Below are 14,407 nucleotides of genomic sequence, written 5' to 3'. Positions count from 1 at the left end.
CACGTGGGCGGACGACTGTGGCCGAACAGACAGCACAGGTTCCTCCGCTTGGCCTGTACATGACTATGGCGGCCCGTCAAACTGTCCGCCGACACGCACCCACCCCCCAAGGAGTCGCTCCATGGCCCTGCGCGCCCGGCAACGTTGTCACGCTGCTCTCACCGGCCTCGTCGCCCTTGCCTCCGCCGCCGTGCTGTCCACCGCGACGCCCGCGCAGGCCGCCGACACCTGGACGGAGGTGGGCTCCGACCGCGCCGACCCGCTGACCGAGAGCCAGGGCCTCGCCTCGGTCGAGGTCCCGGCGAACAGCCCCAACCGTTACACGGGCATCGGCACCATCCCCGTCTCGGTCAGCAGCCGCGGCTGGAACCACGTGGGTGACCCCGACGCCTCCTACAACGGCTACTACATCGAGCCGTACCAGGCGGACTCGGGCACCGCGAAGATGTTCCGGGTGCAGGCGCCGGACGGGACCTGGGCCGAGTACGTCCACACGCTGGGCGCCGGGGAGGCCCTCAACAACTCCTTCGCCGCCGTGACGCCCGGCGGCCAGTGGATGGTGTCGGGCGAGTGGGGCACCATGACCCGCCTGCTGGTCCACCCGACCCCCGGCGTCAACCCCGCCACATCACCCTCGGCGAACCTCCCCTGGACCTCCAGCATCCGGCTGGACCACGCCGTACGCGACGTCCAGGGCTGCGACTTCCTCAGCGCCACGACCCTGCTGTGCTCCTCCGACGACCCCGCCGGAACCCTCTTCGGCATGACCAAGCCGCTGCTGCGGATCGACCTCTCCGCCGAGCCGGGCGCCTCCGATGTGACCGGCCATGTCACGGCCCTGCGGCAGCTTCCGCTGCGCAGCTCCTGCTCGGGCGACTTCGAGACGGAGGGCATCGACTACGACCGGCGTACGGGCACGCTGCGCGTGATCGTCATCTCGCCTGGCTTCTGTGTGCTGACGGACAGCAAGACGTACCGGTTCACCAGGAGCTGATCACGGAACGCTGAGGCGCGGACGGCTCGGCTCCGCCGGTAGTGCTCGGCTGCCGGTGGTGCTTTTCTTGGGTTGGGGTCCGGTTCCGCGGGCTACCCGTGGTACCGCGGTGCGGCCACGAGAGGAGCGATCACGATGGACCGTGAACGAACGCACGAGGAACCCGTCTCCGTCGAGATCAGCGGATGCAACAAGGAAGACGCCCGGATCGTGTTCGACGCGCTGTGCGCGTGCTTCGAGTCCGACCGGGGTCCCGAGGACGTGCCGCAGCAGCTCCACGAGACGCGCCCGATGGTGTGGCTCGGCACGTTCGAGGTCACCGACGCGCAGGAGTGCCCGCCTCCCGCCCGGCTGTCGTCGTCCGTCGAGGCCGACGCACAGGGCGGCTACTGGGCCATCGAACGGCTCCGTACGACGCTGGACTCCCTGTTCACGGTCCACGATCTCGCCTCGGCCTCGGGCGACCAGGAACGCGAGCTGCACGTGGTGCTGGAGAGCCGCCCCGGCCCGATGTGACTCGCCGTCTGTGGGGGTGGGTGACGGATGTGTGGCGGCTGCGGGTCCCTTTAGGGGCGCGGGGAACTGCGCGAGCAACCACTCCCGACCCGCAGCCGCCCACTCGCCCGAGGCGACAGTGGCCCGTGTCACCCCCTCCCAGTTGTGCAACTAGTTGCATAAAGGCTCTCCGGTCCTCTACAACTACGTAGGCACGACACCCCGCACGGAGGGCCCCGATGAGCCGTTACCCGCACCTGCTGAGCCCGCTGGACCTGGGCTTCACCACGTTGCCCAACCGCGTCCTGATGGGCTCCATGCACGTGGGCCTGGAGGAGGCCGAGCGCGGTTTCGAGCGCATGGCGGCCTTCTACGCGGAGCGCGCCCGCGGGGGAGTGGGGCTCATCGTCACCGGTGGCATCGCGCCCAACGACGAGGGCCGGCCCTACGAGGGCGGCGCCAAGCTCACCACCGGGGCGGAGGCCGAGCAGCACCAGGTCATCACCGATGCCGTGCACCGCGAGGGCGGCCGGATCGCGATGCAGATCCTGCACTTCGGCCGGTACGCCTACCACCAGGACCTCGTCGCCCCGAGCCCGCTCCAGGCGCCGATCAGCCCCTTCCCGCCCCGCGAGCTCACCGACGCCGACGTCGAGCGGACCATCGACGACTACGCACGCGCCGCTCGCCTCGCCCGGCACGCCGGGTACGACGGCGTGGAGATCATGGGCTCCGAGGGCTACCTCATCAACGAGTTCATCGCCACGCAGACCAACCGCCGCACCGACCGCTGGGGCGGCTCGTACGAGAACCGCATGCGCTTCCCCGTGGAGATCGTGCGGCGCGTGCGTGAAGCCGTCGGCGACGACTTCATCATCATCTACCGGCTGTCCATGCTGGACCTCGTCCCCGGCGGCTCCACGCTCGACGAGGTGATCACGCTCGCCAAGGCTGTCGAGGAGGCCGGGGCGACGATCATCAACACCGGCATCGGCTGGCACGAGGCCCGCATCCCCACCATCGCCACCTCGGTGCCGCGCGGCGCCTACACCTGGGTCACCAAGCGGCTGATGGGCGAGGTGTCGGTCCCGCTCGTCACCACCAACCGCATCAACACCCCCGAACTGGCCGAGGAGCTGCTGGCGGGCGGCTCCGCGGACATGGTGTCGATGGCCCGTCCGATGCTCGCCGACCCCGACTTCGTGGCCAAGGCCGCCGCCGGGAAGCCGGAGGCCATCAACACCTGCATCGGCTGCAACCAGGCCTGCCTCGACCACACCTTCAGCGGCAAGATCACGTCCTGCCTGGTCAACCCGCGCGCCTGCCACGAGACCGAGCTGACCTTGTCCCCCACCCGGCGGCGCAAGCGGGTCGCCGTCGTGGGGGCGGGGCCGGCCGGACTGGCCTGTGCCGTGAGCGCCGCCGAACGCGGCCACGACGTCACGCTGTTGGACGCCGCGAGCGAGATCGGCGGCCAGCTGAACGTCGCCCGCAAGGTCCCCGGCAAGCAGGAGTTCGACGAGACGCTGCGCTACTTCCGCCACCAGCTCGACTGGCAGGGCGTGGACGTACGGCTGAACACCTGGGTGTCGGCCGAGGACCTCGCCGCCTACGACGAGGTCGTCGTGGCCACCGGCGTCACCCCCCGTACCCCCGACATCCCCGGCATCGACCACCCGAGCGTCGTCGGCTACCTCGACGTCCTGCGCGGTGGCGCGCCCGTCGGCGACCGCGTCGCCGTCCTCGGCGCCGGCGGCATCGGCTTCGACGTCGCCGAGTTCCTCACCGACGGCGACGACAAGGCGAGCGAGGACCCGGCGACGTACTTCCGCCACTGGGGCGTCGACATGGACTACACCGGCCCCGGAGGCCTGGCCGCCCCCGAGCGGCCCGCCCCGCCGCGCACCGTCCATCTGCTCCAGCGCAAGACCACCAAGGTCGGCGCCGGCCTCGGCAAGACCACCGGCTGGATCCACCGCACCGAGCTCAAGCACCGGGGCGTCACCATGGTCCCGGGTGTGCGCTATGACCGGATCGACGACGCCGGACTCCACATCACCGTCGGCGAGGAGAGCACCGTCCTGCCGGTCGACACCATCGTGCTGTGCACCGGGCAGGAGCCGCGCCGCGACCTGTACGAGGCACTGCTCGCCGCGGGCAGCAGCGCGCATCTCATCGGCGGTGCCGACGTGGCCGCCGAACTGGACGCCAAGCGAGCCATCAAGCAGGGCACGGAGCTGGCGGCGAGCCTGTAGGGGCGCGCGGACGCGTCCCTAGGATGAGCCCATGTCACTCCCGCACGCGATCCTCACCGCCCTGGTCGAAAAGCCGTCCTCCGGGCTGGAGCTGACCCGTCGCTTCGACAGGTCGATCGGGTACTTCTGGTCGGCGACGCACCAGCAGATCTATCGCGAGCTGGGAAAACTGGAGGCCGACGGGTTCATCCGCACCCTGCCGAGCCGGCAGCCGGCCCGTGGGCAGAAGAAGAGCTACGAGGTCCTGCCCGCGGGCCGTGCCGAACTCGCCCGCTGGACCGCCGCGTCCCAGGACCCGAAGCCCCACCGCGACACGCTGCTGCTGCGGATGCGGGCCGCGGCGGTGGTGGGGACCGACGGCATCGAGGCCGACCTGCGCCGCCATCTCGACCTCCACCAGCGGCAGTTGGCCGAGTACGAGGAGATCGAGAAGCGCGACTTCCCGCCCGGCAAGGACAGTTCCCAGGACCGGCTGCGGCATCTGGTGCTGCGGGCCGGCATCGATCTGGAGACCTTCTGGACGCAGTGGCTCTCGCGCGCGCTGGAGGAGTTCGCGGAACTGCCGGGGCACGAGAGGGCGTGAGCCGAGGGGCCTCCGAGGCGATATGACTCCGAGGGGCCTGCGGAGGAGGCGATGTGACTCCGGGGGGTTCTCAGAGGCGGTACGGCTTCGACTTGCGGCGCAGGAACCAGGCCGTGGCCAGGACCCCCGCGCCCACCAGGGCACCGCCGCCCACCAGCGTGAGCGTGCCGTAGTCCTTCGTGCCTCCGCCCATGCCGCCCATGACACCGCGTGACGGCGAGGCCGTGGTGGAGATCGTGCGGGTGGGGGAGGGGCCCGAGACGATGACCGACTGGGTTCCCGCCGTCGTGCCGTTGGAGCACTGGACGATGACGGTGTACGTGCCCGGGCTCACGCCGGACCAGGCCGCGGACTGAAGGGCGCTCGTCCCCGACAGGGAGACCTGGCGCCCCTGGGCGAAGTTCGCCTGGCGGCTGTTGAGCAGGGAAGCGGTGCCCCAGCTGCCGTTGACGTTGCTGCACGCGCTGGTCGTGACGGAGACCGTGGACCCGGTGGTGCTCACGGAGATCCCCGAGACCGCGGCGGCCGAACCCGCGGCCACGACGAAGGGAAGAGAGGCGGCTGCCACGGTCAGGCCCGAGCGGAGGAATAGCGATGAATTGCGCATGGAATGCCCTCCGGCGGCACGGTTGGCGGTACGTCCGTTGCGCCGCCGAGGGTCGGGAACGCCCGTGCTGCCTCAGGGGCAGCCAACGCGCCCGGGGTCCGACCCGCATGCGGACCGGACCCGGTCAGGTGACACGTTGCTGCATCCGGGGGACACCGGACGGCTCGTCAGTCCTGCGCGCCGGTCGTCACCGTCCGCTCCGCCGAGAAGCCGCCCCAGGTGCCGTCCGGTAGTCTGCCCCGGATCCGGACCCGGTGACCGACCCCGGAGTCCGGGCCCAGGTAAAAGCTGTACGAGGCCCGCTCGCGCGGCGCGGTTCCGCCGTACACCAGCGAGGTCGCCGTACGGCCGTCCAGGCGGACCTCGTACTCCGTGACGACGCCGTCCGTCCGCGGCGGCACCCAGCTCAGGTCGAGGTAGTACGCGCCGTCCGCCTCGTGGGTCGTGGCCCTGAAGCCGGTCGGCGCGGTGCCGCGGCCGTCGTCGGTGCCGGGTGTGGTGATGCGGACAGCCGCCGTGGCCGGTGAGACGTTGTCGGCCGCGTCGCGGGCCCGGACGGTGAACGAGTAGCGCGTGCCCGAACGGAGTCCGGTGACCACGGTCGCCGTCTGGTTGCCGCCCACACTGTGGATCTTTGCATCGCCCTGATGGATGTCGTACGACACCACGTCCCGGTCGTCCATGGCCTTCGACCAGGACAGCTGAACCGTCCGGCTGCCCACCGCGCGGCCGGTGGCCTTCCCCGGGCGCGTCGGAGCCGAGCGGTCGTCGGCCACCGCGGCGGGGGTGGTGGCCCGGACCTGTCTGCTCGGCGGCCCGAGACGCCCGTCCTCGTCACGGGCCCGCACGGTGAAGGAATAGGTGGTGGAGGGCTTGAGCATGGTGACATCCACCATGTGTGCGGAACCAGGCACTTCCTTGATCTTTGTGGGGCCCCGATATACCTCGTAGACGCGAACGCCGCGGTCCGTGGTGACCGCGTTCCACATGACGTGCACGCTGGTCGCACTGCCCGCGTCGGCCGTGACACCAGTGGGCGCCCCCGGCGGCCGGCCGCCGTTCCCGTCCGGGTCGCCCCACGCGCAGGACGAGAGCAGGGCGAGCACCGCGCAGAGGGCGGAAACGAGTACCAGAACGCGTCGCACGACTCTGCCTCCCCGGGGGCGGCCTCGCGGCAATGGTCCGGACCAATATGGCTGGCTGGCGCGATCACATCAAGAGGGCGGTCGTTGGTGAGCCGTCCGGAGCGCTACGTATGCTGAAGCTCCTCACGGCTGAACTCTCCATGAGTTCCAGGGAGTTCATGCCCCGTGCGCGGGCCCCGCTGTCGTCGCTGAACCCGCGCCGGACGCGGGTGGCCGGGGAGCCGGGACCGTCACGGACCCAGACCCCCGGCCCCTGGCGGAAGTTCGGGGACGTCTCCGTGTCGCCCGGATGCGCACCGTAGAGGCCCGCTGGTGGCAACATGATAGGAATGGCACCAGTTTGGGCTGATTTTCGCCAGCCCCATCGGTGTCCGTCAGTGTCCCCGCCGAGAGGGTTCCTTATCGTGCGTTTCCAGTCGCTGACGCTGGTCGCGGCGGGCGCCGCTCTGCTCGCCCCGACGACACCCACCGCACCACCTACACCACCCACACCACCCGCAGCGGACGAAGGGTCCGAGGCGCGGCGCGAGGCCGATGTCGACGTCAGCGCTGCCGACCTGCTGTCAAAGGTGCGCAACTGCGCCCCCGTTTCCCGGGGTCGCTACCGGAGCGACGGCCGAGCGCCCGCGAAGATCCCGATCTGCGGGGCGCGGGGCGCGGTGTTCTGGAAGGCGGACATGGACATCGACTGCGACGGGCGGCCCTCCGGACACTGCAACCGCCGTACCGATCCCTACTTCTCCCACGTGACGGCCTATCAGCAGTCCGACGGCCGTCACTTGAACGCCGAACGCCTCCCGTACATCGTCGTACCCACCCCGAGCGCGATCTGGGACCACGATGCCGACGGTGTGCACGGTGGTGCGGTCGTGGCCGTCGTCTACCGAGGACGGGTGCGGTACGCGGTCGTCGGCGACGTCGGCCCGCACGACATCATCGGCGAGGCGTCGTACGCCACCGCCAAGGCCCTTGGCATCCCGCCCGATCCGCGCAGCGGCGGCACGCCTTCCGGCGTCACCTACATCGTCTTCAAGGACTCGCGGGTGACGCCCCTCGAGGACGCGGCGGCCGCCACGAGGGCCGGACAGCGGCTGGCCAGGGAGTTCGTGGACGGTGAGCCGTACGACAAGTCGTATGACGAGCGGCACGAGCAGTCGTACGGCCGATAGAGAGGGGTGTCAGACCGCCGACCAGCCCTCGTCCACCGGCAGGATCACGCCGTTGTTGTTGCTCGCCGCGTCCGAGGCGAGGAACACGAGGGCGGCCGTCTGCTCCTCCGGCCGGGCCGGCCTGCCGAGGTTGACGAAGTGCGGGCCGACAGCGGCAGGTCCGTGCGCGTCCGGCGCGGCGTCCACCACGATGCCGGTCCGAGTGCCGCCCGAGGCGATGACGTTCGCGCGGATGCCCTGCTTGCGGTACATCACCGTCAGGGACTTCGGCGCTGGGGTCCGGGGCAGCCCCTCGACGAGATCTTCGACTCCGAACTCGCCGACGGGGACGCCCTGCTCGCCGGACCCGACCGCGGGGCCCTCGGCGCGTTGGTACGCCTGACCCGCACCGAGCCCGGCCTGCGCGCGATATGGCTCCAGACGTACGACGAGGCCGAACCGGCGTTCGCCCGCGCCGTCCCCGAACGGGCCGGGCCTCCCCGCCGGCGACCTGCGTCCGACGATCCAGGCGGCGATGTTCAACGCGGCCCTGCGCGCGGCGGTCGAGTACTACGCCTGGCACTCCGCCGACACTCACCCTGACCAGGACGGTCGCCCAGAGGGGAGGCCGGCCCTTGCGTACGGCGGCTGCCGATGGCCGATGGCCGATGACCGATGACCGAGGGCCGGCTGGCGGCAGCCGCGGGCGTATCACGTCTTCCGGTACGCGTACGCCTCCATGGCTGCGGCCTCGACCGCCGCCAGGTCGGCGCCCGTTGCCGCCGTGACGACCGCTGCGACCGCGCCCTCGACGAACGGGGCGTCCACCAGGCGTGTGTTGTCCGGGAGTTCGTCGCCCTCGGCGAGCAGGGCCTTCACGGTGAGGACCGCGCTGCCCAGGTCGGCGAGGACCGCGACCCCGGCGCCGCGGTCCACGTCGGCCGCCGCCGCGGCGATCAGTTCGGCGCTGGTGCCGAGTTCACCGCCCTCGGTGCCGCCCGCCGGGGCCACGGGCACCGCCGTCCCGCCGCCGGCGAGCCCTTGCGCCAGCTCGGCCACCGAGGCGGCGACCTGCGCGCTGTGCGAGACGAGCACGATGCCGACGACACCCCCGCCCTCCTGTTCGTCACTCACCGCGCGCCTCCGCCAGCCCCGCGATGAGCAGCGCCGAGGACGTGGCACCGGGATCCTGGTGCCCGATGCTGCGCTCCCCGAGATAGCTCGCCCGCCCCTTGCGGGCCTGCAACGGCGTCGTCGCCAGGGCGCCCTCCTCCGCGGCGGCCCGGGCCGCGGTGAAGCCGTCGCCGAGCGCGTCCACGGCCGGGACCAGCGCGTCGATCATGGTCTTGTCGCCGGGCGCCGCGCCCCCGAGCGTCATGACCGCGTCCACTCCCGCCCGCAGCGCCTGGGCGAACTGATCCTCGCTCACCTCGCCCGCCTCCCCGAGGGCCTTGCCGGTCCGGCGCAGCAGCGTCCCGTACAGCGGGCCCGATGCCCCGCCGACCGTCGAGATGAGCTGCCTCCCGGCGAGCGTCAGGACCGCACCGGGTGTCTGCGGGGCCTCCTTCTCCAGGGCCGCGGTCACGGCGTGGAAGCCGCGCTGGAGGTTGCTGCCGTGGTCGGCGTCGCCGATGGGCGAGTCGAGAGCGGTGAGCCGTTCCGCCTCACGGTCGACGGAAGCGGTGGTCGCCGTCATCCAACGGCGGAAGAAATCGGCGTCGAGCACGGGATCTCCTTGCGTGGCAGGTGAGTTGCGGGTGTTCGGCTCCGGATCGCAGACCTTGATGACAGACCTTGATCACAGACCTTGGTCAAGGACCTTGATCACAGATCCTGATCACATACCCCACCGCAACCCCGGCGTCTTCACCGGCGCGTTCCACAGCCGCAGCAGCTCCTCGTCGACCTGGCACAGGGTGACGGAGGCGCCGGCCATGTCGAGCGAGGTGACGTAGTTGCCGACGAGGGTGTGGGCGACGGTGACACCGCGCTCGGCGAGTACCCGCTGGACCTCGGCGTTGAAGCCGTACAGCTCCAACAGCGGCGTCCCGCCCATTCCGTTGACCAGGACGAGCACGGGGTTGCGCGGGGTCATGTCCTCCAGGATCGCGCCCACGGCGAAGTCGGCGATCTCGCCCGAGGTCATCATCGCGCGCCGCTCCCGGCCCGGCTCGCCGTGGATGCCGATCCCCAACTCCAGCTCGCCGGGCGGCAGATCGAAGGTGGGGCTGCCCTTGGCCGGGGTGGTGCAGGCGCTGAGGGCGATGCCGAAGCTGCGGGCGTTCTCGTTAACCTGCCGCCCGAGGGCCTCCACCCGCTCCAGCGGCTGCCCCTCGTCCGCCGCCGCACCGGCGATCTTCTCCACGAACAAGGTTGCGCCCGTGCCGCGCCGCCCGGCCGTGTAGAGGCTGTCGGTGACCGCCACGTCATCGTTGACCAGCACCTTCGCGACCTGGATGCCCTCGTCCTCGGCGAGTTCGGCGGCCATGTCGAAGTTGAGGACGTCGCCCGTGTAGTTCTTCACGATGAACAGCACGCCCGCCCCGCTGTCCACAGCCGCCGCGGCCCGCACCATCTGGTCGGGCACCGGCGACGTGAACACCTCGCCCGGACAGGCCGCCGACAACATCCCCGGACCCACGAAACCACCGTGCAGCGGCTCGTGCCCCGACCCGCCACCGGAGATCAGGGCCACCTTCCCGGACACGGGCGCGTCCCGCCGTACGATCACCCGGTTGTCCACGTCGACGACCAACTCGGGATGGGCGGCCGCCATCCCGCGCAGCGCGTCCGTGACCACGGTCTCCGCGACATTGATCAGCATCTTCATTGATACCTCCTGGTGAGATGGGAAGCCAGGCTCCTGACCTGCGTTTAACCAGGTCAGAGCAGGTATGGCCAGTTGTCGGTCCTGGCGGTTCACAGCGGTCGGGGACGGGTTCCGGCGGTACTGATGCTGACTTTAATGACGGGTCGTCAGGTTTCTGTGGCTGTGGTGCGTGTCGTCGCCGGGAGCCCCGGTGTCGGCAGTATCGCCCTTGCGGCAGTGAAGGTCACGTGCGCCGGCGTTCCGGGGCGTGCCCCTGACCACCGGCCGTTGCGGACCGGGCTGGATGTGGCGGAGGAGCACGAGGGTCAAACGGCGGCGGAGACGTGGCCGTCTCGTTGCGGCAGACAGGGAGGGGACTGTCGCGAAGTCGCACGCCATCAGGGTGCTGGGCGGTGTTCCGGTCGGCAACGTCCGTCACGACAACTTCAGCTCCGCCGTCGCTTAAGGCGGCCCGGGGCTTCGCCGTGTACGCCGCCGCTCGACGAGGTCCAGTCTGCCCGGTCGCCTCTTGCGGGACCGAGAAGAACATCACCGAGGCGCAGAACGCGGGATGCGCTTGTCGGCCTGGAGCCCGGTGCCGACATCGCGATGGTGTGCGCCGTCAAGCCGGTGGTCCCTGCGCCCGAACGGTCCGGGCGATGAGGAGCATGACGAACGCAGGCCCGAGGAAGCCGAGTCCGGCGCCGAAGCCTTCCGGTGTCGGACTCCTGTGCACATGGGGGCGATGCGGACCTCGGAGGGAGGAGGCGATGAGCGCGAGCCGCACCGGGCCACGCAGTCCGAGCCGGACGTTGTGCACACCGGCCCCCGACAACGTGGGCGCTCACGTGGCGAAGCCGTGGAGCCCGGGCCGTCCCCGGGGAGAGCGGGAGTACTGCCAGTACCGGACCGGCCTGACCGTCCAGGCGATGCCGTGCAGGGCCTCCTGGTCGGTACGAAAACCGCGACGGCCAGGCGCTCGGCCGCGGGGGTGAACTGGGGCAGGGATCCCATCTTTTCGTCGAGGGTGGGCCGCCACGGAAGGTCGTCGATGCGCTCCGCGTACGGCAGCTGTGATCGCGGAACGGCTGTGGTGTGTGCGGCGTATGTTCAGACACATGGGATTCTCCTGAGGCGGAGCGGAGTGCGTTTTCGAAGCGCTTCGATGCCCGTCAGAGTGCTGAGGGAGTGTCAAGAGGTCGACATCGTTGCCTCAAGCAGGGCATGCGGGGGAGTGCCTCCTGCGCCTCGGAGGAATCTTGGAAGCGACCCTTGTGCACCCCCATGCCTTCACTTAACCTCTCTGCAACATCGAAGCGCTTCGACTACGCATTACGTCGCAGTAATGGGATCTCCCCTTTCAGCTCAGCCAGTTCCAGTCACGACACCGCAGCCGACGGCCCACCGCCGGGTGTCCAGGTGCGCCATGAAGGGTTGACGCAATGACGCCGAACGCCGCCTCCACTTCCTCAGGACCGAGCCGGAGAAGCTTCCTCGCCTCCACGGCGGTCGCCACCGCAGCGGTGGCCGGTGGGATGCCGCTGCTTGCCGCCTGCGGCGGTTCGGAAACCGGCTCGCGCGAAGGAGCCACGTCGGGCAAGGCCGCGGACAAGCTGCTCCCGACGTACGTCGCCAGCACGTTCGCCAAGCCGGATATCCCGTCGAAGAACGGTTCGGCGGCCGGCTACACCAGCAAGGTCGACCTCGCGGCCCTCGCCACCTCGGTCCCGGAAAAGCTCGGCACCGGCGCTCCCTTCAAGGTCATGGCCCCGTTCTGGGGCTCCCCGCCGAAGCCCGGAAACCCCTACTACACGACACTCGACGAGGTCGTCGGCACCAAGATCACCTGGCAGAACCAGGACGGCAACACCTATGGTGAGAAGCTTGGGGCTGTCCTCGCCTCCAGCTCCATACCCGACGTGGTGGTCGTGCCCGACTGGGAACTGGTCGGCAAGATCTCGAGCGCGGTCACCGCGAAGTTCATGGACCTCGGCCCCTACCTGGCGGGTGACAAGGCCAAGAAGTACCCGAACCTGGCCGCTATCCCGTCCGACGCCTGGCGCGCGAGCATCTTCGGCGGCGCGCTGCGCGGCATTCCGATACCCGGCGCTCCCGCGAACATGATCGTGCCCTATTACCGCAAGGACATCTTCGACAAGAAGGGCTACACGGTTCCCAAGACGGCCGACGAGTTCCTCAGCTGGGCGAAGGAGGCCACCAGTGCCAAGGCCAAGGTGTGGGCCTGTGGTGACATGAGGTGGAGCGCGGCGGGCATCTTCGGTGTCCTCCCCGCCGGTCCGCTCGGCTGGAACATCGGGGGCGACGGCAAGCTGACGTACCGCATCGAGCATCCTGAGTACCTCGAACATCTGGAGTGGGTTCGCAAGCTGTTCGCCGCCGGTGTGGTCCATCCCGACGAAAAGCCAATCACGGGCGACCCGAGCCAACGGTTCGCCGCCGGGCAGATGTTGGTCTTCAACAGCGACACGTCCGCCTGGTACGGCAAGACCGCCGAACAGGCCGCGTCCAACCCGGACTTCCAGATGGAGGGCATGGACTACTTCGGCGCCGACGGCGGCAACCCGACGCTGTATGCCGGGCAGCCCGCCCTCATATGGTCGATGATCCGCAAGGGCGCCTCGAAGGAGACGATCGAGAACGCGCTGGCCGCGGCCAACTTCGCGGCCGCGCCCTACGGCACCAAGGAGCGGATGCTCGTCGAGTACGGCGTCGAGGGCACCCACTACACGGTCAAGGACGGCGTCCCGGTCAAGAACGACCGGGGTATCCAGGAGGTGAGCAACGCCTGGACGATGCTGGCGGCCCCGGCTCCCTACCTGGCCCACCCCGACTTCCCCGAGATCGCCCGCAAGCAGGTGGAGTGGCAGCAGCGGCAGGGTGCCTTCGTCAAGAAGACGTCCACGTACGGCATGAAGATCGTCGAGCCGAGCCGGTATGCCACCCTCTCCAGCCAGTTCGAGCAGCTGGAGATCGACTTCGTGCGCGGCAACAAGAAGCTGTCCGACATACAGCAGGCCATCTCGACCTGGAAGTCCTCCGGCGGTGACAAGCTGCGCGACTGGTACAAGCAGCTCATCGACAAGAACGGCAGCGGCAACTGATGTCGCTCACGGCCGGGAGCAGGCCCGACGGGACTCGTCCCCCCGCGGCCGCAGAGGAGCCGGCGGCCGCGGTCGCCGCAGCCACCGTGAAGGAGAGCGTGCCGCGCAAAGCAGGCAAGGGGGGCAAGGTCCCCTTCCGGGTCCGGTGGCGTCGGGACCGCGCGCTCATCGTGATGACGCTGCCTGTGATCGTCCTGCTTGTGATCTTCAACTACGTTCCGTTGCTGGGCAACGTCGTCGCCTTCCAGGAGTACGACCCCTATGCCGCCGGCAACGGCATCACCGCGATCTTCCACAGCCCCTGGGTGGGGGTGGAGCAGTTCTCGCGGATGATGGACGACCCGCTGTTCTGGAGCGCCACGAAGAACACCATCGTGCTGTTCGTGCTCCAGCTGGTGTTGTTCTTCCCGGTCCCCATCGCCCTCGCGCTGGTCATCAACAGTGTGATCCGGCCCAGGGTGCGGGCCGTGGCGCAGGCGATCATGTATCTGCCGCACTTCTTCTCCTGGGTCCTCGTGGTCACCGTCTTCCAGCAGATCCTCGGCGGTGCGGGCATCATCGCCCAGACCCTGGAGGACCACGGGTGGAGCGGCTTCGACCTGATGACCGACGCGGACCTGTTCAAGTACCTGGTCACCGCGCAGGCCGTGTGGAAGGACGCCGGCTGGGGGATCATCGTCTTCCTCGCCGCGCTGTCCGCGGTCAGCACCGACCTGTACGAGGCCGCCGCCATGGACGGCGCGGGACGCTGGCGGCGCATGTGGCACGTCACGCTGCCCGCGCTGCGCCCGGTGATCGCGCTGCTGCTGGTGCTGCGGGTGGGTGACGCGCTGAGCGTGGGCTTCGAGCAGTTCCTGCTCCAGCGGTGGGCGGTCGGCGCCGGGGCCAGCGAGGTCCTGGACACCTACGTGTGGAACATGGGTATCCAGAACGGCGACTTCAGCTATGCGGCCGCGGTCGGCCTGGTCAAGGGAGTCATCGGGGTGTGTCTCGTGCTGGGTGCGAACAAGGTCGCGCACCTGCTCGGCGAGCAGGGGGTGTACAAGAAGTGAGCCTGAACACGCAGCTCGTCCGCAGCCTGAAGGCTCCCGCTCGCCCGGTGTGGGAGGAGCCGCCCAGCAAGGTCGGACTCACCGCCAAGAGCGGCTTTTTGGCCCTGTGCTGTCTGGGGGTCCTCGGACCGCTGTGGATCGTGGTCGTCACCAGCCTCTCCCCGAAGCCGGTGATCGACCGGGTCGGTGGCCTGGTC

At 69.8% G+C, this 14,407-nt stretch carries 12 protein-coding genes and 2 pseudogenes; 8 read left to right on the top strand and 6 right to left on the bottom strand.

From position 1 onward, the window contains the following. Positions 1-121: 121 nt before the first annotated feature. The 4 genes from KUM44_RS02485 (at position 122) to KUM44_RS02470 (ending at position 4,327) form a co-directional block, all read left to right on the top strand. A complete protein-coding gene (locus tag KUM44_RS02485) occupies positions 122-994 on the top strand; it encodes a hypothetical protein (RefSeq protein ID WP_217205911.1) in 873 nt (290 codons plus the stop codon). A gap of 135 nt (positions 995-1,129) precedes the next feature. After that, positions 1,130-1,510, top strand: a complete 381-nt coding sequence (locus KUM44_RS02480) for a hypothetical protein (protein ID WP_217205908.1) — start codon at positions 1,130-1,132, stop codon at positions 1,508-1,510. A 218-nt stretch (positions 1,511-1,728) separates the two neighbouring features. Beyond that, a complete protein-coding gene (locus tag KUM44_RS02475) occupies positions 1,729-3,744 on the top strand; it encodes an NADPH-dependent 2,4-dienoyl-CoA reductase (protein ID WP_217205907.1) in 2,016 nt (671 codons plus the stop codon). A 31-nt stretch (positions 3,745-3,775) separates the two neighbouring features. Further along, entirely contained in the window at positions 3,776-4,327 is a 552-nt protein-coding gene (locus KUM44_RS02470) for a PadR family transcriptional regulator (protein ID WP_217205905.1), read from the top strand. 70 nt (positions 4,328-4,397) lie between these two features. Here the strand turns inward: KUM44_RS02470 and KUM44_RS02465 are convergent, their stop codons facing one another. Together KUM44_RS02465 and KUM44_RS02460 are read right to left on the bottom strand one after the other, a co-directional pair. Further along, a complete protein-coding gene (locus KUM44_RS02465) occupies positions 4,398-4,934 on the bottom strand; it encodes a hypothetical protein (RefSeq protein ID WP_217205903.1) in 537 nt (178 codons plus the stop codon). 167 nt (positions 4,935-5,101) lie between these two features. Then, positions 5,102-6,079, bottom strand: a complete 978-nt coding sequence (locus KUM44_RS02460) for a fibronectin type III domain-containing protein (RefSeq protein ID WP_217205901.1) — start codon at positions 6,077-6,079, stop codon at positions 5,102-5,104. A gap of 404 nt (positions 6,080-6,483) precedes the next feature. Between KUM44_RS02460 and KUM44_RS02455 the strand changes: the two genes are divergently transcribed. Further along, complete coding sequence (locus KUM44_RS02455; protein ID WP_217205900.1) at positions 6,484-7,248, top strand: glycoside hydrolase family 75 protein; 765 nt, start codon at positions 6,484-6,486, stop codon at positions 7,246-7,248. Between the two features lie 9 nt (positions 7,249-7,257). On the opposite strand, the pseudogene KUM44_RS02450 reads toward KUM44_RS02455, so the two are convergent. The 4 genes and pseudogenes from KUM44_RS02450 to dhaK all read right to left on the bottom strand — a co-directional run. Continuing rightward, positions 7,258-7,515 (bottom strand): annotated as a pseudogene (locus tag KUM44_RS02450) (SDR family oxidoreductase); the annotation flags it as partial. A 423-nt stretch (positions 7,516-7,938) separates the two neighbouring features. Next, on the bottom strand, positions 7,939-8,361 hold the full coding sequence (locus tag KUM44_RS02445; protein WP_217205899.1) for a PTS-dependent dihydroxyacetone kinase phosphotransferase subunit DhaM: 423 nt from the start codon (positions 8,359-8,361) through the stop codon (positions 7,939-7,941). After that, on the bottom strand, positions 8,354-8,953 hold the full coding sequence (dhaL, locus tag KUM44_RS02440; protein ID WP_217205898.1) for a dihydroxyacetone kinase subunit DhaL: 600 nt from the start codon (positions 8,951-8,953) through the stop codon (positions 8,354-8,356). Before dhaL ends, KUM44_RS02445 begins: the two co-directional genes overlap by 8 nt. Positions 8,954-9,064: 111 nt before the next feature. After that, positions 9,065-10,057 carry a dihydroxyacetone kinase subunit DhaK gene (gene dhaK, locus KUM44_RS02435; protein ID WP_217205897.1) on the bottom strand — a complete coding sequence of 331 codons (993 nt, stop codon included), beginning with the start codon at positions 10,055-10,057 and terminating at the stop codon, positions 9,065-9,067. A 1,421-nt stretch (positions 10,058-11,478) separates the two neighbouring features. Between dhaK and KUM44_RS02430 the strand changes: the two genes are divergently transcribed. The 3 genes and pseudogenes from KUM44_RS02430 to KUM44_RS02420 all read left to right on the top strand — a co-directional run. Beyond that, on the top strand, positions 11,479-13,158 hold the full coding sequence (locus KUM44_RS02430) for an extracellular solute-binding protein (RefSeq protein ID WP_217205896.1): 1,680 nt from the start codon (positions 11,479-11,481) through the stop codon (positions 13,156-13,158). Beyond that, positions 13,158-14,210, top strand: a complete 1,053-nt coding sequence (locus KUM44_RS02425) for a sugar ABC transporter permease (protein ID WP_217205895.1) — start codon at positions 13,158-13,160, stop codon at positions 14,208-14,210. Before KUM44_RS02430 ends, KUM44_RS02425 begins: the two co-directional genes overlap by 1 nt. Next, positions 14,207-14,407, top strand: a pseudogene (locus KUM44_RS02420) (carbohydrate ABC transporter permease); the annotation flags it as partial. The gene KUM44_RS02425 and the pseudogene KUM44_RS02420, both read left to right, overlap by 4 nt.

Origin of the sequence: Streptomyces sp. AC550_RSS872 (assembly GCF_019049285.1) — a bacterium.
GTDB lineage: Bacteria > Actinomycetota > Actinomycetes > Streptomycetales > Streptomycetaceae > Streptomyces.
Note: the sequence above shows the minus strand (reverse complement) of the source record. Positions and strands in the feature narration are given on the sequence as shown.

Excerpts from the sequence above, each read along its gene's own strand:
- KUM44_RS02485 (WP_217205911.1), top strand. The coding sequence starts at position 122 with ATGGCCCTGCGCGCCCGGCAACGTTGTCACGCTGCTCTCACCGGCCTC.
- KUM44_RS02480 (WP_217205908.1), top strand. The coding sequence starts at position 1,130 with ATGGACCGTGAACGAACGCACGAGGAACCCGTCTCCGTCGAGATCAGC.
- KUM44_RS02475 (WP_217205907.1), top strand. The coding sequence starts at position 1,729 with ATGAGCCGTTACCCGCACCTGCTGAGCCCGCTGGACCTGGGCTTCACC.
- KUM44_RS02470 (WP_217205905.1), top strand. The coding sequence starts at position 3,776 with ATGTCACTCCCGCACGCGATCCTCACCGCCCTGGTCGAAAAGCCGTCC.
- KUM44_RS02465 (WP_217205903.1), bottom strand. The coding sequence starts at position 4,934 with ATGCGCAATTCATCGCTATTCCTCCGCTCGGGCCTGACCGTGGCAGCC.
- dhaK (WP_217205897.1), bottom strand. The coding sequence starts at position 10,057 with ATGAAGATGCTGATCAATGTCGCGGAGACCGTGGTCACGGACGCGCTG.
- KUM44_RS02430 (WP_217205896.1), top strand. The coding sequence starts at position 11,479 with ATGACGCCGAACGCCGCCTCCACTTCCTCAGGACCGAGCCGGAGAAGC.
- KUM44_RS02425 (WP_217205895.1), top strand. The coding sequence starts at position 13,158 with ATGTCGCTCACGGCCGGGAGCAGGCCCGACGGGACTCGTCCCCCCGCG.